The 19107-nt window shown below is 60.4% G+C and carries 16 protein-coding genes and 2 tRNA genes; 7 read left to right on the top strand and 11 right to left on the bottom strand.

All coding sequences use genetic code 11. The annotated features are described in order from the left end of the window. Positions 1-200: 200 nt before the first annotated feature. Genes CAF74_RS25420 through CAF74_RS25430 form a run of 3 tightly spaced genes read left to right on the top strand, consistent with a single transcriptional unit; the run spans position 201 to position 2336 of the window. Complete coding sequence (locus CAF74_RS25420) at positions 201-968, top strand: MarR family transcriptional regulator (protein ID WP_085748221.1); 768 nt, start codon at positions 201-203, stop codon at positions 966-968. Position 969: 1 nt separating this feature from the next. Further along, complete coding sequence (locus CAF74_RS25425) at positions 970-1668, top strand: hypothetical protein (protein ID WP_085748163.1); 699 nt, start codon at positions 970-972, stop codon at positions 1666-1668. Then, positions 1665-2336 (top strand): PP2C family serine/threonine-protein phosphatase, encoded by a 672-nt coding sequence (locus tag CAF74_RS25430; protein ID WP_085748164.1) that lies wholly within the window; start codon positions 1665-1667, stop codon positions 2334-2336. The genes CAF74_RS25425 and CAF74_RS25430 overlap by 4 nt, the downstream gene beginning before the upstream one ends. A gap of 105 nt (positions 2337-2441) precedes the next feature. Here CAF74_RS25430 and CAF74_RS25435 read toward each other — a convergent pair whose 3' ends face one another. The 4 genes from CAF74_RS25435 to CAF74_RS25450 all read right to left on the bottom strand — a co-directional run bounded on the left by CAF74_RS25435 (position 2442) and on the right by CAF74_RS25450 (position 7019). Then, the gene (locus CAF74_RS25435; protein ID WP_011332755.1) at positions 2442-3737 is read right to left on the bottom strand and encodes a virulence factor family protein; all 1296 of its coding nucleotides are present in this window, start codon (positions 3735-3737) and stop codon (positions 2442-2444) included. Then, positions 3737-6376, bottom strand: a complete 2640-nt coding sequence (mprF, locus tag CAF74_RS25440; RefSeq protein WP_085748165.1) for a bifunctional lysylphosphatidylglycerol flippase/synthetase MprF — start codon at positions 6374-6376, stop codon at positions 3737-3739. The genes CAF74_RS25435 and mprF overlap by 1 nt, the downstream gene beginning before the upstream one ends. A gap of 277 nt (positions 6377-6653) precedes the next feature. After that, a tRNA-Met gene (locus tag CAF74_RS25445) sits at positions 6654-6730 on the bottom strand. 212 nt (positions 6731-6942) lie between these two features. Beyond that, positions 6943-7019: transfer RNA gene (locus CAF74_RS25450), tRNA-Met, on the bottom strand. A gap of 280 nt (positions 7020-7299) precedes the next feature. Here CAF74_RS25450 and dinB point away from each other — a divergent pair. Continuing rightward, positions 7300-8361 carry a DNA polymerase IV gene (dinB, locus tag CAF74_RS25455; RefSeq protein WP_085683305.1) on the top strand — a complete coding sequence of 354 codons (1062 nt, stop codon included), beginning with the start codon at positions 7300-7302 and terminating at the stop codon, positions 8359-8361. Positions 8362-8409: 48 nt separating this feature from the next. Here the strand turns inward: dinB and CAF74_RS25460 are convergent, their stop codons facing one another. From CAF74_RS25460 to CAF74_RS25475, 4 genes are all read right to left on the bottom strand, one after another. Further along, positions 8410-9363 (bottom strand): hypothetical protein, encoded by a 954-nt coding sequence (locus CAF74_RS25460; RefSeq protein ID WP_085748166.1) that lies wholly within the window; start codon positions 9361-9363, stop codon positions 8410-8412. 17 nt (positions 9364-9380) lie between these two features. Next, the gene (locus CAF74_RS25465; protein ID WP_085748167.1) at positions 9381-11096 is read right to left on the bottom strand and encodes a proline--tRNA ligase; all 1716 of its coding nucleotides are present in this window, start codon (positions 11094-11096) and stop codon (positions 9381-9383) included. A gap of 115 nt (positions 11097-11211) precedes the next feature. After that, the gene (locus CAF74_RS25470; RefSeq protein WP_085748168.1) at positions 11212-12771 is read right to left on the bottom strand and encodes an AmpG family muropeptide MFS transporter; all 1560 of its coding nucleotides are present in this window, start codon (positions 12769-12771) and stop codon (positions 11212-11214) included. A gap of 43 nt (positions 12772-12814) precedes the next feature. Beyond that, positions 12815-13156 (bottom strand): MGMT family protein, encoded by a 342-nt coding sequence (locus CAF74_RS25475; RefSeq protein ID WP_011332761.1) that lies wholly within the window; start codon positions 13154-13156, stop codon positions 12815-12817. A 177-nt stretch (positions 13157-13333) separates the two neighbouring features. On the opposite strand from CAF74_RS25475, the gene CAF74_RS25480 reads away from it, so the two are divergent. After that, positions 13334-14341: a DUF481 domain-containing protein gene (locus CAF74_RS25480; RefSeq protein WP_085748169.1), complete on the top strand. Its 1008-nt coding sequence runs from the start codon at positions 13334-13336 to the stop codon at positions 14339-14341. Between the two features lie 119 nt (positions 14342-14460). On the opposite strand, the gene CAF74_RS25485 is transcribed toward CAF74_RS25480, so the two are convergent. Then, positions 14461-14670, bottom strand: coding sequence for a cold-shock protein (locus CAF74_RS25485; protein ID WP_002554837.1), 210 nt, complete (start codon positions 14668-14670; stop codon positions 14461-14463). Between the two features lie 353 nt (positions 14671-15023). Between CAF74_RS25485 and dcd the strand changes: the two genes are divergently transcribed. Together dcd and CAF74_RS25495 are read left to right on the top strand one after the other, a co-directional pair. After that, positions 15024-15590, top strand: a complete 567-nt coding sequence (gene dcd / locus CAF74_RS25490; RefSeq protein ID WP_007954988.1) for a dCTP deaminase — start codon at positions 15024-15026, stop codon at positions 15588-15590. Between the two features lie 106 nt (positions 15591-15696). Continuing rightward, a complete protein-coding gene (locus tag CAF74_RS25495) occupies positions 15697-15906 on the top strand; it encodes a hypothetical protein (protein ID WP_085605329.1) in 210 nt (69 codons plus the stop codon). Positions 15907-15945: 39 nt separating this feature from the next. On the opposite strand, the gene pdeM is transcribed toward CAF74_RS25495, so the two are convergent. Further along, positions 15946-16602 (bottom strand): ligase-associated DNA damage response endonuclease PdeM, encoded by a 657-nt coding sequence (gene pdeM, locus CAF74_RS25500; RefSeq protein WP_085748170.1) that lies wholly within the window; start codon positions 16600-16602, stop codon positions 15946-15948. After that, on the bottom strand, positions 16602-19088 hold the full coding sequence (locus CAF74_RS25505; RefSeq protein WP_085748171.1) for a ligase-associated DNA damage response DEXH box helicase: 2487 nt from the start codon (positions 19086-19088) through the stop codon (positions 16602-16604). Before CAF74_RS25505 ends, pdeM begins: the two co-directional genes overlap by 1 nt. Positions 19089-19107 lie beyond the last annotated feature (19 nt).

A 19107-nucleotide genomic window follows, 5' to 3' on the forward strand; every position in this document is an offset into this window, starting at 1 on the left:
TTGCCTACAAGGTATGCGGACGTCATCTGATATTGCTACACCGGTCAGCGGAACTAAGGTGGCGAGCAATTTCAGGGACGGTGGATTTTGTGTGGGCACCACAACAAGTGAGGCCGAATAAAAGGCTTGACGATCAGATATTCTGAATGAGACAAGTGTCCACGTTTTATGGAATGTGGACACTTGGAGTTTTAGGCTTCATGAAGAGTCAAGATATTTTGCTTTTGTTCAAGATGGCCAGCCTTCACGCTCAGGAGGAAAACCTCCTTGGTGTAATGGAGTCAGAGTCGAATTCGAACAAGGTTGAGGAGCTGTTGAAGCCTTATGTGGTCAGCCAAATGACCGCAGGAGGACAGGTAGGGCAGCCATTGGTCACCTACTCCACTGACGGTGAAGATACTGTATTCCGTCGACAGGACTTCGATTCGCCCCTGGACGATGAGGCGGGGTGGGAAGGGTGGTCGGAGCCGGTAGCTGTCCCGCCGCTGGCAAGCTGGAGTGAGGCTTACTCATTGCGGGCGTTGTCTGCCGCTCTCGGGCTAAGCAAAAGCGAGGTATCAAATTCCCTCGCCAGATGTCGTGAGTCCGGTCTGCTCACCAATGACTACGACACGGGGCTTTCGAAAGTTAATCGGCGGCAGCTACTAAGCATCACCGAGCACGCTCTAAAGTATTTTTTCCCCGTAAAGCCCGGCGCAATGGTTCGCGGTATCCCGACGGGTTTCGCAGCCCCGGCACTGTCCAAAAGCATCAAAAGTGCAGGCGGACTGATTCCGGTCTGGCCTGATGCATTTGGAACGGAGCGTGGTCAGGCGATAGAGCCGCTCTACAAGACAGTGCCGGAAGCCGTGAAAAAGGACAGGATTCTTTACCACTATCTTGCGCTTGCTGATGCAATCCGCCTTGGAGGCCCGCGAGAGGGCGGTGTCGCGGTCAATATTCTAAAAGCAGGGATGGGACTGAAATAACATGTCATCAAACGCTGATCACAACTACGAGCTGATAGAGTTTGTCGCCGAAGGCTTGGGAGAGGCGTTTCTCGTGGAGGTTGCGTTTGTTGGAGGTTGCACCACAGCCATGCTGGTAACCGATCCTGTTGTGCTGGACGACATTCGTTTCACCGATGATGTTGACCTGGTGATCGAGCTGGCGGGTATTAGCGCCTGGCAGCAGCTTACCGAACGATTGTCGGCCAGGAATTTCAAGATTACCGGCGAGGATGAAGTCAACTGTCGTTTCCGCTTCAACGATATCGTCGTTGATGTGATGCCATCTGATCCCGAGGTTCTCGGATATGCCAACCGCTGGTTTGTAGAGGGCTTGGCACGGGCTGATAAATTTACATTGCCCAGCGGTACCGTAATCCAGATATTCAAACCGACCTATTTTCTTGCGACAAAACTGGAAGCCTTCACCGGTCGGGGCGGTGGCGATCCATACCATAAAGATGTCGAGGACATCATTATCTTGATTGATGGACGTCCAGAGCTTTTAGAAGAGGTTCGACAAGCGGATTCCGAGCTAAAGGAGTTCATCACGACTGGAGTTCGAGCACTCAGGGGGCTCGGTGGCGTCGACTATGTGATTGAAAGCTCTGGCTCGGTACAAGCCAATCCGGGAAGAGGGCAAATCATTCATGGGCGCATGAAAGAACTGGGCAGCGCATGAAATACCACGCCAGATCGCTAACGGGGCGAGCCAGGCAAACCAATCATGACTTTGCTGGAGCGCTCTGTGATGGAGAGAGCGGCGTATTTGTTATCGCAGACGGTACTTCGAGGGTTGGCAGCGGCCAGTTGGCTGAGTCCTTTGTGAAAAGTGTTTTAGCGGTCTGGTCAAAACACTTTGATCAGGGCCTCGATATCACTGAGTACGGAGCGGTTGAACAGGTACTGGTTTCTATGCTGGCCGACCTCCATCCCGTCTTGTTTGCAAGCCAGACAGGCGCCGCTTGTTATGTGATGGGTGTCGCTGCTCATGGCAAACTCACGCTTGCGTATGAGGGTGATTGTTCTTGCGGTGTTGTGACGTCGGCAGGCGTGATCGAATGGATTACGTCGCCGCACTGTAAAGCCAATTGGAGGCGTGACCGTTCCCACTTCGAGCTGGCGCAGGATCCGGCTCGGCACCGGGTGACTCGATGCTTGAAGGTGAGTCGCCCACCGACCCCTGACTTTGTGTTTCATCCGTTGGGTTTAAGAGAGCGACTGGTGTTTGCAACCGATGGCTTTTGGGCGGAGCTAACCGAGTCGCAGCAAAGCAGCTTGTTAGAATCGCCGGATGGCAGCTGTATCGAGGTTGAAGATGACATCACATGGATAGATGTTCAGTTTTAGTCTTGGCATCGATACAGGGTTTGACTGGCAGGAAGTGCTTCAAGTTTGCGTAAAAAAGCCCCCGCAACCCTAAGGTTGCGGGGGCTTTTTTGGGGGCGCTTCAGATCACTCTTCCGCCACCTGCGCCGAGTTCTGGCGCTTCTCGATCAGATCCACCAGACGCTTGGCCAGCGCCGGGTAGTTCTCGTCGAAGTGGTGGCCGCCAGGCAGTTTCACCGCTTCGCCCACCGCCGTCTTGTCGGTGCAGCCGCTTTCGTCGGTTTCTTCTTCACCGTAGATGCACACGACCTTGGCCGGTGGCAGTTTGGCCATTTCCGGTCCGGTGGCGGCTTCTTTGCCGGCGTTGCCGAGCCAGCCTTCGACTTCGATTTCGAAGCTGCCGGTGCGGGCGAAGGCCAGCAGGATGATTGCGTCGACGCGTTGCTGCTCGGTTTCCGGCAGGCGGTTGTAGATGGCCGGCAGGACGTCGGCGCCGAATGAGTAGCCGGTCAGGATGAAGCGCTTGGTGCCCCATTTCTGGCGGTAGTGCTGCATCAGTTCGGTCAGGTCCAGGGCGCTCTGTTCCGGGCTCTTGTGCTGCCAGTAGTAGCGCAGGGTGTCGATGCCGACCACCGGGTAGCCGATCTTGGCCATTTCGCCGGCCACGTCGCGGTCCAGATCGCGCCAGCCGCCGTCACCGGACAGGAACAGGGTCACGGTGTCCTTGGCCTGGCCGGCCGGGACTTCCACCACCGGGATCTGCAGGCCACCGTTGGCCTTGTCGCCGCCGACGAGGATCTTGCGCAGTTCGTTGTTCAGCACTTGCGGCAGGTTGATGTCGTAGTCGCTGATGCTGGTTTCTGCGTTCGGTTGATCGCGTACGAAACCGGCGCTGGTGTCGTCCGGGTTGTCGTTCCACGCCACCAGCCAGTGGCCGTGGGCGGCGGCTTTTGGCAGCAGGTGGGTGCAGCCGGGTTTTTCCAGGGCCAGGTCGACCGATACGGCTTGAGCCTTGTCGTCCTTCTGCTCGGACAGCCAGCGCCACGCCAGCACGGCGCCGGGGCCGATGCCGCTGACCAGGGTCGCCGGGCCGTTCAGTTCACGCAGGCCGGCTTGCAGGGCGCGGCTTTGCAGCAGGCAGTCCTTGGGCAGAATCACCTGAACGATCTGCGCCGAGGCGCTGCGGCTCAGGGTGCTCAGTTGCTTGTCGCTGAGTTTCTGGTCGTCGTTGACCGCCACCAGCACCTGCGCCTTGGGCTTGGTGCCGGGGATGACCCGGGTCATGGCGGCGCCATCGGCCGGGGTGAGCTGTTCGAGGGTCGGTTCCGGTGCCGGGCGTTTGAGGTACCAGAAACCGCCGCCGGCAATCGCGGCCAGCACCAGCAGTGCGACCAGGATGTACTTCAGGGAGCGTTGAATCATCAGCGTTTCACCAATCCAGTCAAGCCGCCCGCGATCAGGGCAGCAGTGTCGGCCAGCGCCACCAGCGGATCGAGTCCGGCGGGCACGGCCATATAACGGGGTTCCCAGTCAGGCTGGAACTTGTCTTTGAAGCGGCGCAAGCCTTGGAAGTTGTACAACTGCTCACCACGGCGGAAAACCATCGAGCCCAGACGCTGGGTCAGCGGTGCACCGCGCCGGGGTTGCAACCCCGACAGCGGCACCATGCCCAGGCTGAAGCGCGCGTATCCGTGACTCTTATAGTGTTGAATCAGACCGACCATCATGAATTCCATGGTCAGCTTGGGGGCGTCCGGGTGCGCGCGCATCAGGTCGAGACTGGCCAGGTCATGGCTGTAGGTCTCGAGCAGGTTGGCGAACGCCACCGGGCGACCTTCGAAGCGAATCACCGCAATGCGGAAATGCTTCAGGTAATCGTCGCTGAAACGGCCGAGGGAGAAGCCTTTCTCGCGCACGTTCTTGCCGGTCAGCCAGGCATCGGAAATCACCTTGAGCTCATCCATCGGCGCCTGGCCCGGCTCATGGATCTCCAGCGACAGGCCGTCACGGGTGCCACGGTTCCAGGTGTAGCGCAGGTCCTTCATCTCCTTTCCCTTGGCTTCCAGGTCAAAGCGATGCAGATCGACCCGGGCTTCCTCGCCCAGCTTGATTGCGGTCAGGCCGATGTCCATGTAGTACGGCAGGTTCTCGGCGCGCACCTGATAGAACACCGGGCGGGCGTGATGGATGTCGCACAGGTCGCGGAACTGCCAGATCATTTCGGCCCGTTGCTGGCCGGGGCCGATCGGGTCGTACAGGGCCACGAGGCTGCGGCCGCGACGGGCGTACATCAGGAAGGCTTCGTCGTTGGGATGAAACAGCAGCGCCTTGTCACCGGTCAGGGCCAGGCCACCGTCCGGTTGCGAGGAGGCCATCAGAATTTTCGAGGCGCGTTCCAGCTCATCGGGTGTCGGCAGGTGAATCACCGGGCGAGCAGTGCGCAGCAGCCAGGTCAAGGCAATCACCAGCAGCAACACGGCGGCGCCGAGCAGCGAGCGCAAGCCGCGCGGGGCGTCGGCGTCGAGGGTGAACTGCCACCACAGTTGATGGCTGTAAGGGACGTCCTGATAAGCGAACAGCAAAAGCCAGGTCGAAGCACCGAGTACGCACAGGCTGGCCACCAGATACAGCGGCGAGAACGGCAGTTCGGTCAGACGGCTCGGGCGGTAGAACGAACGGCGGAACACCCCCAGCAGCGCGGCGGTGAGGGTCATCAGGGTCGCTTCTTCCCAGTCGAAACCCTTGAGCAGCGAGAGCAGGGCGCCCACCAGCAACAGAATGGTGGTCAGCATCCACGCCGCCGATAACCGGCGACGCAGGCCCTGAGCGAGCATCAGGCACAGCACACCGATCAGGCTGGCGCCAAAGTGTGAGGCGTCGACCAGACGGTGAGGAATCAGAAAACCGATGTGTTCCAGGCGGGTGTCGATCTCTGGCGTCGCCCCGGAAAACAGCAGCACCACGCCGGACAGGAACACCAGCACCGCGAGAATCGGTGCCGCCAGACCGGAAGCCGCACGCATGGTCTGCGACTGAAACAGGCGCTGGCCTTCATTGAGCAGCAACAGCACGCAGGCCACCAGCAACGGCAGCACCACATAGATCAGGCGATACAGGAGCAGGGCAGCGGCCAGTGGCGCGGCGCCGAGCTTGTCGGCGAACGCGGCCAGCAGAATCGCTTCGAAGACCCCCACACCGCCCGGAACGTGACTGAGTACGCCGGCGGCCAGGGCCAGCAAGTAAACCAGCAGGAACGCACGGAAGGGTGGCGCTTCCGGCAGCAGCAGATAAAGGACGGTCGCAGCGGCGGCGACGTCGAGGGCGGTGATGACCAGTTGCAGGAACGTCAGGCGACGACCCGGCAGACGCAGGGTGCGACGACCGGCTCGGACCAGCAGGTTGTCCGGATAAGGCTGCTCCGGCAGGCGACGGCGATAGATGCCGATGGCCAGGATCGCGCCGAGCAGCAGCACCACGCCGGCAATCGTGCCCAACAAGGTCTCGGACAGCCCCAGTGCCTGTGAAGCCGCTGGCAGGTTGCTCAGGGTCGCAAGCGCGGCCAGCGGCGGCAGGGCGCAGCCCAGCGACAGGCTGGCGAACAGGGTCATGTGCGCGACTTCGGAAGCGCCCAGTCCATGTCGTGCATATAAACGGTAACGCACCGACCCACCGGACAGCATCGACAGGCCGATGGCGTTGCCGATGGCAAACGCGGTGAAACCGCCCAGTGCCAGCACTTTCGGCGCCAGCGTCACGCGGGCATAACGACTGGCCGACCATTCATAGCCGAGCAGGATAATGAAGCCGACGACCGTCGCACCGAGGGCACCGAGCAGGGCCGGTTTCGGCACGTCGAGAATCGAGTCGTGCAAGGCGTCGAGATCGAGTTCGCTGAGCAGATGGCGACAGGCAATCAGCGCAATGGCGAATAGCAGCAAAGTGACCGCCAGACCGATCGGTTGCCGGTATTTGCTGATCCGATCCAGCAGGCGCAGACGCTCAGGCTTGATCGGTGGGTTCGCTGTGACGGTGTCTTGTGAATCAGACGAGTTGGCGCGCATCAATCACCTCTTGGATTGTGCGCGACAGGATGGAGGTATCCAGCCAAGTTACCAATCCCTGTAGAAAAAAATAATCACAAAATACTACGCCTCTCACCGGGTATCGGCGAGGGCAGCTCCTGGATTGCAGACGCCTTGCCCGCGACTTCAAGCATAGTCGCAACTTGGCGGTCTTCAGATCCTGAACGGTACTGCACAGTGACAGATCATTGTTGCGAAAGGACTTTTTCCACAGATACAAAAAAGGCCACTCTTTCGAGTAGCCTTTTTTGATGTTTGGTTGCGGGAGCCGGATTTGAACCGACGACCTTCGGGTTATGAGCCCGACGAGCTACCAGACTGCTCCATCCCGCGTCTGTGTGGCGGCATTCTACAGGCGAACGGCGGGGTGTCAACCGATAATCCCGAGAAGGGTCAAATAAGTGTGCAATCGCGGCAAACGGTCGCAGGTGGCTGCTTAAGTTTCGGAATTGAAACGGATTCCTGTTCGCAGAACGCCGTGTATCGTCGTGAAAAACAGACGCGCACAAAAAAGGCCAATCTTTCGATTGGCCTTTTCTGATGTTTGGTTGCGGGAGCCGGATTTGAACCGACGACCTTCGGGTTATGAGCCCGACGAGCTACCAGACTGCTCCATCCCGCGTCTGTGTGGCGGCATTCTACAGAGGAACGCCGGGGTGTCAACCTTCAATTTGGATAAAACCTCTTCAGCTTCAATCGGTTAGCGCTGACGGACGGTCTTTTCGGGGGCTGCAGGTCAGGCAGGGCAAGGGTTTCAGCTCTATTGGAGGTTGGTTTTCGATTGAGAAAATAAATTCAAGGTCCGTTTCCTACAAACTGAAAAGAACATTCATACCACTGGTGCTATATACAGGTGTCAGTGAGATACTGCCGGTCCGGCTCGCCATGTTTCCTTTTCTGTCATGACTCAGCGAAAAATCATCCACGTCGACTGTGACTGTTTCTACGCCGCCATCGAGATGCGAGATGACCCGAGTCTCGCCGGCAAGCCGTTGGCGGTGGGTGGCTCGGCGGACAGGCGCGGGGTGATCGCCACCTGCAACTATGAGGCGCGGGCTTATGGCGTTCGTTCGGCGATGTCGTCCGGGCATGCCTTGAAGCTGTGCCCGGACCTGACCATCGTCAAGCCGCGAATGGATGCCTATCGCGAGGCCTCGAAGGAAATTCATACGATCTTCAGCGATTACACCGACCTGATCGAGCCGCTTTCCCTGGACGAGGCCTATCTTGATGTCTCGGACAGCGCGCATTTCGGCGGCAGCGCCACGCGCATTGCCCAGGACATTCGTCGCCGGGTTTCCAATCAGTTGCACATCACCGTCTCCGCCGGCGTGGCGCCGAACAAGTTTCTGGCCAAGATCGCCAGCGACTGGAGAAAGCCCAACGGCTTGTTCGTGATCACCCCGGATCAGGTCGAAGACTTTGTCAGTGGTCTGCCGGTGAGCAAGTTGCACGGGGTGGGCAAGGTCACCGCCGACAAGCTGAGCAGGCTCGGTATCAGTGACTGTCTGCAATTGCGCGAGTGGGACAAGCTGGCGCTGGTGCGGGAATTCGGCAGTTTCGGCGAGCGCTTGTGGAGTCTGGCCCGTGGGATTGATGAGCGGTTGGTACACAACGACAGTCGCCGTCAGTCGATCAGTGTCGAAAACACCTACGACGTCGATCTGCCGGACCTGCGCAGTTGCCTCGACAAGCTCCCGGAATTGCTGGAAACCCTGAAAACCCGCATGGCGCGGATCGACAGCAGCTACCGGCCGGGCAAGCCGTTCGTCAAAGTGAAGTTTCACGATTTTACCCAGACCACGTTGGAACAGGCGGGGGCAGGGCGGGATCTGGGCAGTTACCAGTTGATGCTGACGCAAGCGTTCAATCGCGGTGGCAAACCGGTACGGCTATTAGGAGTGGGTGTGCGGCTGGAGGATTTGCGCGGCGGGTTCGAGCAGATGGAGCTGTTCGAGCGATAGACGGACAAAAAAATGCCCGAAGCAGGTTCGGGCATTTTTTCAGGGGGTTCAGTTCGGCCCCGGATCCGCCACCAGACGCCCCGCATCCCGGGTCAGGGACTTGAGGAATTCGGCCTGCAACTCGGGATCGTTGCGGGTCAGTTCGATCAGGCTTTGTTCCAGTTCACTGGCTTCTTCTTCCAGACCCAGTTCCGACAGACGCTTGACCCGGTGCACCCACTGGCTCACTTCGTCGTCTTCCAGATCGTCGTAGATCAGCCCGTGAGCTTCCAGCAGCTTGCCGCGCAGGTGAGTGCTGATCGCCAAAGACGAATCGGAATGCACGTCATCCTTGCCGTCTTCGACGCTGATCTGCAGTTTGCCCACATGATTGAGGTCGTTTTCGGCGAACGGGCTGTCCAGCAGGTTCAGGCGCAGCACGCCGTTTCGATCGGTGGTCATGTCGAAGGTCTGCTTGCCAACCTTGACCTGAACCGGGCGCTCGCTCCACGGCAGGCTCGAATATTCCGTGCGCTTGTCGCGCTGGACTTCGTCGATGCCGGCCAGGTTCTGTTGCGCGCGACCGTTGGATTGCACGTTCATGAACGGGTTGAGGCCGGCGAAACCGTAGCTGAGCCAGTCCCGTGTCACGCTGTCGGGCAGATTGCCGAGGGCAAACACGTTGACCACGTTCGCGCCGACGCCGCCGACCACCGCCACCGCGCCCAGCGGAATCTCGTAGATCTCCCGCCATGGCTGGTAAGGCGTGTAACGGTCGTAATGGCGGGTGACCTCGAACTCGGTGACTTCGAAAGTCTTCTGTTCGTTGATCTTCACGCGCCGTTGCGGCAGCTCAAGCACCTTGGGCTCGCCGACATCGATCTGCAGGCTGTGATCGAGCAGTTTGCGCTCGACACGTTCCTCGTGCTCGCTGCGTTGTGACATGTGATTGGCACAGCCGCTGACCAGCAGGGTGCCGCACAGGGCGGCACCACCGAGGCCTAAGGTGTTTCGCTTGAACATGACGTCTCTATCTGGTTTCAGCGGCGGATACGGGCCTGAAGGAAGGACAGCACGTCGGCAACCGGCAGCGCTTGCGCCTGGCCTTCGGTACGGCTCTTGTATTCCAGGTTGCCTTCGGCGAGGCCGCGGTCGCTGACCACGATCCGGTGCGGAATGCCGATCAGCTCCATGTCCGCGAACTTGATGCCCGGGCTGGTTTTCTTGTCGCGGTCGTCCAGCAGCACTTCGAAGCCGGCCGCGGTCAGTTCCGCGTACAGCTTGTCGGTGGCTTCGCGCACCAGCTCGGTTTCATAGCGCAGCGGCACCAGGGCGATCTGGAACGGCGCCAGGGTGTCGCTCCAGATGATGCCGTTCTCGTCGTTGTTCTGCTCGATGGCGGCAGCCACCACGCGGGAAACGCCGATACCGTAGCAACCCATTTCCAGGGTCACCGGCTTGCCGTTCTCGCCCAGCACTTCGCACTTCATCGCCTTGCTGTACTTGTTGCCCAGCTGGAAGATGTGCCCGACTTCGATGCCGCGCTTGATTTCCAGGGTGCCCTTGCCGTCCGGGCTTGGGTCACCAGCCACGACGTTACGCAGGTCGGCCACGGTCGGAACCGGCAGGTCACGCTCCCAGTTCACGCCGAAGTAGTGCTTGTCGTCGATGTTGGCACCGATGGCGAAGTCGCTCATCAGCTCGACCGAACGGTCGATGATGATTGGCAGAGGCAGGTTCAGCGGGCCGAGGGAGCCGGCACCGGCGCCAATGGCGTCACGCAGTTCGGCATCGGAGGCCATGACCAGCGGGCTGGCAACACCAGGTTGCTGGGCAGCCTTGATTTCGTTCAGCTCGTGGTCGCCACGGATGATCAGTGCAATCAGCTTGCCTTCTTCTTCCGCGTGCACGATCAGGGTCTTGATGGTCTTTTCAATCGGCAGATTGAATTTCTCCACCAGGGCCGCGATGGTCTTGGTGTCTGGTGTGTCGACCAGGCGCAGCTCTTCGCTTGGCGCGGCGCGCGAGGTTTCACGCGGCACGGCTTCGGCCTTCTCGATGTTCGCCGCGTAGTCGGAACCGTTGCTGAAGACGATGTCGTCTTCGCCGGACTCGGCAAGCACGTGGAACTCGTGGGAACCGGCGCCACCGATCGACCCGTTGTCGGCTTCCACCGGACGGAACTTCAGGCCCAGGCGGGTGAAGATGTTGCAGTACGCTTCGTGCATGCGGTCATAGGTGATCTGCAGCGATGCCTGATCCGCATGGAAGGAGTACGAGTCCTTCATGATGAATTCGCGACCGCGCATCAGGCCGAAGCGTGGACGGATTTCGTCACGGAATTTGGTCTGGATCTGGTACAGGTTGATCGGCAGCTGTTTGTAGCTGCTCAACTCGTTGCGCATCAGATCGGTGATCACTTCTTCGTGGGTCGGGCCCGCGCAGAAATCACGACCGTGGCGGTCTTTGATGCGCAGCAGCTCAGGGCCGTATTCTTCCCAGCGTCCCGATTCCTGCCACAGCTCGGCCGGTTGGGTGCTCGGCATCAACACTTCCAGAGAGCCGGCGGCGTTCATTTCTTCGCGAACGATGGCTTCCACCTTGCGCATCACTCGCAAGCCCATCGGCAGCCAGGTGTACAGGCCCGAGGCGAGTTTGCGGATCATGCCGGCGCGCAGCATCAGCTGGTGGCTGATCACGACCGCGTCGGAAGGCGTTTCTTTCTGTGTGGCGAGCAAAAATTGACTGGTGCGCATGGTTGGCCGTTGTCGGTTGCTATGACTGGAAATGACGGAGCAGTGTAACGGCGAGATCCGCCGACGTACAGAAGTGCAACCCCGGCGCGAAGCCTCTCGCCGGGTGCGAGATGTCTTACGATTCTTCCACGACGGAGGTCGGTGCAGGTTCCGGGGTCGGCGTCGGGCCTTCGCGGCGGCTTTCCTGGAACCAGTGCAGGGCGATCAGCACCAGGGTCGGAACACCGAGCAGCGCGGTGATGAGGAAGAAGTTGTGATAACCGAATTTCTCCACCATCACCCCGGAGTAGCCGCCGATCAGGCGTGGCAGCAGGAGCATGATCGAGCTGAGCAGGGCGTACTGGGTGGCGGAGAACTTCAGGTTGGTCAGGCTCGACAGGTAGGCGACGAACGCCGAGGTGGCCAGGCCCGAACTGAAGTTGTCGAGGGAAATCGTCACCACCAGCATCTGCAGGTTCGGGCCCATGTCGGCCAGCATCAGGAACAGCAGATTGGTGCCCGCCGACGCGGCGCCGCCGATGAACAGGATCGGCAGGATGCCGAAACGCACGATCAGCAGACCGCCCATGCCGGCGCCGACGAGGGTCATGATCAGACCGAAGATCTTGCTGACGCTGGCGATCTGGTCCTTGGTGAAACCCTGGTCGATGTAGAACACGTTGGCCATCACGCCCATCACCGTGTCGGACATTCGATAGGTCGCGATCAGGCCGAGCAGCAGCAACGCCTGCCAGCGGTAGCGCAGGATGAAGTCGTTGACCGGTGTCAGCACCGGCGCCAGACCGCGACGGCCCATGGCCGAGAGGCACAGGCAGGTCAGCGTGGTGTAGAGGATCGCGCGCAGGAACGCCCGGTCTTCCAGCAGCAGGTCCAGCGGGCTCATGTCGCCAAACAGCACGCTGGCGAAGTCGGTGTTGTAGAGCTGGGTGAACATCGCCGGCACGGAGACCAGCAAAATGATCAGCACGAACACCGACATCAACTGATGCATGAAGGTGTAACGCCCCGCCTGCAACTGGGTGCGCAAGGGCACCGGCGGCTCGCGCATCAGCAGGGTGGTGAGCAGGGCAGGCACCATCAGGGCACCGAACAGCACGTAGGTGCCGGTCCAGGCCGAATGCTGGTACTTGAAGCCTGTAGAGCCGAAGCCCTCGGCGAAGAACAGCGCACCCGCGGTCGCGAGCAGGGCGGCGATCCGATAACCGGACATGTAACTGGCGGCCAGTGCGGCCTGGCGGTTGTCTTCGGCGATTTCCAGTCGATAGGCGTCGACGGCGATATCCTGGGTGGCGGAAGCGAAGGCGACAACCACAGCGATAGCGATCAGCCAGGACAGGTGTTTTTGCGGGTCGCAAAAGCCCATGCCGATCAGACCGAGGATCACCAGCGTCTGTGAAAGTACCAGCCACGAACGGCGACGACCCAGCTTGCCCAGCAGCGGCAGGCGCCATTGGTCGAGCAGGGGCGACCAGACCCATTTGAAGGCGTAGGCCAGACCGATCAGGCTGGCGTAGCCGATCGTCTCGCGGGCCACACCGGCTTCACGCAGCCAGACCGAAAGTGTCGAGAACACCAGCATGTACGGCAGGCCGGCGGCGAAACCCAGCAACAACAGCACGAGCGTCGAAGGACTGGCATAGGCGGCGAGCGCGGCGCGCCAGGTTTTACGGGGCATGGGCTGAAGTCTGCCTCAAGATTGCGAAAACAAAGCGCGCACTCTAACCGCTGTGCTCTACCGGACGCCAGCCATGGCGCCGAATATCCACACGATTGTTCAGGACGGTGATGCCTTCCATGCGCAATCGAGCCCGCTGTTCGTCCCCGGACGGGCTGCCCGCCGGCAGGCTGATCCGACCGCCGGCGCCGAGTACGCGGTGCCAGGGCAGTTTGGTGTCGCCGGGCAATTGGCTCAGGGTCCGGCCGACCCAGCGGGCGGCGCGCCCCAATCCCGCCAGTTCGGCCAACTGACCATAGCTGACGACTTTGCCCTCAGGCACTTGGGCGAGGGTGGAATAGAGTGCCGTGCGTCGGATTTGCGGATCGTTTTCGCAGGCATGCATCGGGTCTGTCACGTGCGCGGTTCCTGAGCTTGATCGCGTTATGTCCTTAAGCGTAATCGGTGGAGGGGCAATTGAGAAATGAACTCAACAGAATTAGCCGGGTCACTCCTTGTCAGGGAATTATTCCTACGGATAATGCCGACCCTTTTTTCGCAAACTTGAGTCTTCGATTCGCTTATGTTGTCCAGAACCCTGCTGTGCCTTGCTGTCTTCAGTGCGTCCACACCTTTGCTTGCCGACACCGTCTGGTTGAAGAACGGTGACAAGCTGAGCGGTAAAATCACGCTGTTCGACGGCGGCAAGTTGCTGGTCCAGACCCAGTACGCCGGGGCCGTCACCATCGACTGGAAGCAGGTCAAGACCCTGGAGAGCGATCAGGAACTGCTGGTCAAGCAGGACGCCTACAACGGCGAGAAGGCCAAGTCGCTGACCGCTGCCGAAGACGGCAAGGTCATCCTTGCCAACGGCGAAGCGCCGAAAACCGTGGAGCTGGCGAGCATTCAGCAGATTCTCAAGCCCAAACCGGTGGTCGAGGATCTGGTGTGGAAGGGCAATGTCGACCTGGCGCTGGATTACCAGCGTGCGGAAAAGGACACCGACGACTACGACATCGGCTTCAAGACGTCCGCCCGCCATGGTCGCTGGCGGCACACCGCCGAGGGCGAGTACAACCGCGAAGTGCAGGACGACGTGACCACCACCGACAACTGGCGCGCCGAGTACGCACTCGACCGCTTCCTGACGGACAAGTGGTTCTGGCAGGGCCGCCTGAACTACAAGCGCGATCACATCGAAGAGCTGGCGCGCCAACGCGTGGTCGGTACCGGTCCGGGTTACCAGTTCTGGGATGACGAGCTGGGGGCGTTCTCCCTCGGCTCGCTGCTCAACCGCACGGACTACCAGTATCGCGATGGCAGCAAGGACAACTTCTATTCAGTCGCCATGAAGTGGGACTACAACCGCTACCTGATCGGCAAGAAGGTCGAGTTCTTCACCAATGGCGAAGTCGGCAAGCCGTTGTCCGGCGTGGCTGACTACGCGCTGGATGCGGAAATGGGCCTGCGCTACAAGGTCACCGACTGGGCATCCCTCAACCTCAAGGCTGAGCGCGACATCATCAGCGGCACCGAGGATGCGGACTTGAGCAAGACCCGCTACACCGCCGGCTTCGGCGTCGCTTGGTAAGCAACAAAAAAGATCGCAGCCTTCGCAGGCTGCGATCTTTTTTTTGCGCCTGGAAAAACAGACGCCCACAAAAAAGCCCCGCTTTTGAGGGCGGGGCCTTTTACTAAAGAAGCTACAAGTTAGATAACTTGTACTTCCTCAGCTTGCATGCCTTTCTGACCGCGGGTAGCGATGAAAGAAACCTGTTGGCCTTCTTTCAGGCTTTTGAAGCCGTCGGATTGGATAGCTTTGAAGTGAACGAACAGGTCGTCACCGGATTGTGGAGTGATGAAGCCGAAGCCTTTTTCATCGTTGAACCACTTAACGGTACCGGTTTGGCGATTAGACATGGTGTAACTCCTTGAACAAAGATAACTGCGACTCAGGAAGAACCCTGGCCGAGACTGAGTGCAAAGAGCAGGAAAAATTCTTGTAGATGGTTGGATCGAAATTCAACATATCGTGTAGAGATTCTCAGTGACACAAGCAGCACAGTGGCGCCACCTTAACCCTTTTTCCGGAACGTGCCAATGCTTCTTGCGAAGGTTTCTCTGTTTTAGGGATCGGCGGTGTGACGGTTCGTCGCCAGGCCGCGTAATTCCTGCACGTTCGCCGAGATTTGCAGCCCGGACTTTGAACCCGGCGGCGCGCCCGGTAAGATGCCGGACAGATTTTTTCCACCTCGCTATTCAGGACACCCGCCATGAGCATCAAATCGGACAAGTGGATTCGCCGCATGGCGCAGGAACACGGCATGATCGAGCCGTTCGTCGAGCGCCAGGTACGTGGCAGCGACGACAGCCGTGTGATCTCCTACGGTGTGTCGAGCTACGGCTACGATGTGCGTTGCACCAATCATTTCAAGGTGTTCACCAACATCAATTCGGCCATCGTCGATCCGAAAAACTTCGACGCTGGCAGCTTCGTCGATGTCCACAGCGACGTCTGCATCATTCCGCCAAACTCCTTCGCCCTGGCCACGACCGTTGAATACTTCCGTATTCCACGCAACGTCCTGACCATCTGCCTGGGCAAGAGCACTTACGCTCGCTGCGGCATCATCGTCAACGTCACTCCGCTCGAGCCCGAGTGGGAAGGCCAGGTGACCCTGGAGTTCTCCAACACCACCAACCTGCCGGCGAAGATCTACGCCAACGAAGGCGTGGCGCAGATGCTGTTCCTCGAATCCGACGAGGAATGCGAAGTCTCCTACAAGGATCGTGCGGGCAAGTACCAGGGCCAGCGTGGCGTGACCCTGCCGCGCACCTGATCCGTCCATCCGGCAGTTACCGGGAATTCTTCGGCGGGTAGACACTCTATGGGGTGTACTGCCCGTTTCGCGAACAGCGGGACGGGCCTTCGCCGAGGAGTGCTCCATGAAGATCGATCCGCAAATCACTGCCGAACTGGCAAGGCTCGAGCCCAATCAGATTGGCGTATTGGCCTGGTCCTTGTTGGCACACCCGCCCATCGCCATGGCTGGCGGAATTCCTCACCAGCCCGATCCCGATACCCCCAACGAAGAACCGACCGAGCCCGGCGAGCCTACGCTGCCGGACAAACCGCCACCTGCGCCTGTCGCTTGATCGAATGTATGGCCCGTCGGCTGAATCCTGAACAGGACTTCAGCCGACGGGCCATATTTCGTTGTCGCCAATGACAAAGATCCGACAGCTGTCTTCCTTCTCCACCGGATAACCGCCGGTGAAGGCGCCAAACGCCGGCAGCAGGCTGATGCGTTCCCCCAGCCTGAAACACGCCAGACGCAAACGCTGACGCCCCTTGCCGTTCAACCGATAGACCGGGTGGACGTGGCCTGCAAGCACGTGGCGTTCAGGGTGCGGATCCGGTTCGTGCTGCAACGCGAAGGGCCCGAGCAGCATCGGCTCCGGCACCACCCGAATGTTCAGCGTCGCTGGCGGATCACCGGCGCGTTTATCGTGATTACCGCGAATCAGCGTGATCGGCAGATCGGCGTGGCGTGAGCGCCACTCAGACAGAGCACTCAAAGTGCCCGGGGCATGCGAACCGGGCCCGTGCAGAAAATCCCCAAGAAAGATCAGTTGCCGACACGGCAGTTTCGCCAGCAACTGCTCGATCACGGCGATGTTGCTCGCTGTCGTGCCCTGCGGCACCGGCTGCCCCAGGCGCCGGTAAGCGGCAGCCTTGCCGAAATGCACATCGGCAATCAGCAGCGCCTGTTGCGCCGGCCAGTACAGTGCCTTTTCCGGCAGCAGCCAGAGGTCTTCGCCTGCCAGACGCACCGGGTAGGGCGCGTTCATCAGGATTGGCCCTTGTCGGCAGTTTGTTCCAGATCGCCGACCATTCGGCGGATGCGGTCGGCGAGTTTTTCCGAACTCATGCTTTCGCGCATGCGTTCCACCAGCAATGGAAACCCGAGCGGTGTAGGACGTTTGATCAGGTGCATGTCCAGTTTCATCCGTTTGATCCGCTCCAATGTCTGTTCCAGTCGACGAATATCCAGTTCTTCCCGCAGGACTTCTTCCCCGGCCTGCGCCAGTAGCAGGTTGTCGGCGTCGTATTGTTTGAACACTTCGAAGAACAGCCCGCTGGAGGCCTGCACCTGACGGGTGCTTTTCGGCGCGCCGGGGTAACCGGCAAACACCAGCCCGGCAATCCGCGCGATTTCCCGAAACCTGCGCAGTGCCAGTTCCCCCGCATTGAGGCTGGCCAGCACATCCCTCAATAAGTCCTCGGGACTGAGCAGGGCGCCATCCAGTTGCACAGGCCAGTCAACGGGCGTGGCGCTGAGCAATTCCAGTCCGTAATCGTTGACCGCAATCGAGAAAGTCACAGGCAAACGCTGACTGACCCGCCACGCCAGCAGGCTGGCCAGGCCCAGATGCACCTGGCGTCCTGCAAACGGGTAGAGGAAAAGGTGCCAGCCTTCGCGGGATTTCAGCACTTCGGCCAGCAGATTGTTGACGGTCGGCAGGCCTGACCAGCGCATCTGCGTTTCCAGTAACGGGCGCAAGGCCTGCATTTCCGGGCCGGCAAACTCGCCTTGTGCCGCCGCGCTGAACCGGCTGACCACCGCTTCGGCCAATTCATTGGAGAGCGGCATGCGCCCGCCATTCCAGCGCGGCACCGCGGCTTTTTTCGCCGTGCTGCGTTTGACATAGGCGGTCATGTTTTCCACCCGCACCAGCTCCAGCAAGCGACCGGCGAACAGAAACCCATCGCCAGGTTTGAGGCGAGCGATAAAGCCTTCTTCAACGCTGCCCAGCTGTTTGCCGCCTCCGCCCTTGCTCCAGAACTTCAAATGGATCGCGGCATCACTGACGATGGTGCCGATGCTCATGCGATGGCGGCGCGCCAGGCGGGCATCGGGGACGCGCCAGATCCCGTGCTCATCCGGCTCGACCCGGCGGTAATCCGGGTACGCCGTCAGCGACATCCCGCCGTGGCGTACGAACGCCAGCGCCCAGGCCCAGTCCGCGAGCGTCAGGTCACGATAGGCCCAGGCGCCACGGACTTCTTCGTACAGCTCATCGGGAATAAAGCCACCGCCCAGGGCCATGCTGACCAGATGCTGCACCAGCACATCCAGCGGTTTGTGCGGGGACAGTCGCGGTTCGATCCGCCGCTGTGCCACGGCATCGCCAGCGGCCGCGGCTTCGATCAGCTCCAGGCTGTGGGTCGGCACCAGGGTGACCCGCGACGTTCTGCCGGGCGCATGCCCCGAACGCCCGGCACGCTGCATCAGTCGCGCCACGCCTTTGGCCGAGCCAATCTGCAGCACCCGCTCCACCGGCAGGAAATCCACCCCCAGATCCAGGCTTGAAGTGCAGACCACGGCTTTGAGTTGACCGTTCTTCAGCGCCTGCTCGACCCAGTCGCGGGTGTCACGGGACAGCGAGCTGTGGTGCAGCGCGATCAACCCGGCCCAGTCCGGTCGCGCTTCCAGCAAGGCCTGATACCAGATTTCCGATTGCGCCCGGGTGTTGGTGAACACCAGGCTGCTGGCGCAGACATCCAGTTCGGCGACCACCTGCGGCAACATCTTCAAGCCGATATGCCCGGCCCAGGGAAACCGTTCGATCGCCGGTGGGAGCAGGGTGTCGACCTTGAGCGACTTTTCGCTTTGCCCCTGAATACTGATTCCGTCGCCGTGTGGGATCAGCACCTGTTCGGCGTGGGACTGATTGCCAAGCGTTGCGGAAACGCCCCAGACGATCAGCCCCGGCTGCCAGCGGCGCAACCGGGCGAGGGCCAGTTGCAGTTGCACACCGCGTTTGTTGCCGAGCAATTCGTGCCACTCATCCACCACCACCATGCGTAGCGTCGACAGCGCCGTTTGCGCGTCGGCACGGGCGAGCATCAGGGTCAGGCTTTCCGGGGTGGTGATCAGTGTGGTGGGCAGGCGCCGGTTTTGCCGGGCGCGTTCACTGCTGCCGGTGTCGCCGGTGCGCAGGCCGACGCTCCAGGGAATCTGCAGATCATCAAGCGGCGCTTGCAAGACGCGTGCAGTGTCGGCGGCCAGCGCCCGCATCGGCGTGATCCACAAGACGGTCAGCGGTTCGGCGGGTGGAGGGCGTTTGCGAGTGGTTGCAGCAACAGGCCCGGAGCGGGCAAAGCGATTGAGCGCGGCAAACCACACCGCGTAGGTTTTACCGGCGCCGGTGCTGGCGTGCAGCAGGCCGGATTCGCCACGTTTGACTGCCGCCCACACTTGTTTCTGAAAGGCGAACGGCTTCCAGTCGCGGGCGCTGAACCAATGTTTGGCGAAGTCGGTGGAAGTGCCCATGCCGGCGACGTGTGCTCTG

The organism is Pseudomonas sp. R45(2017), assembly GCF_002112305.1.
GTDB lineage: Bacteria > Pseudomonadota > Gammaproteobacteria > Pseudomonadales > Pseudomonadaceae > Aquipseudomonas > Aquipseudomonas paraglycinae.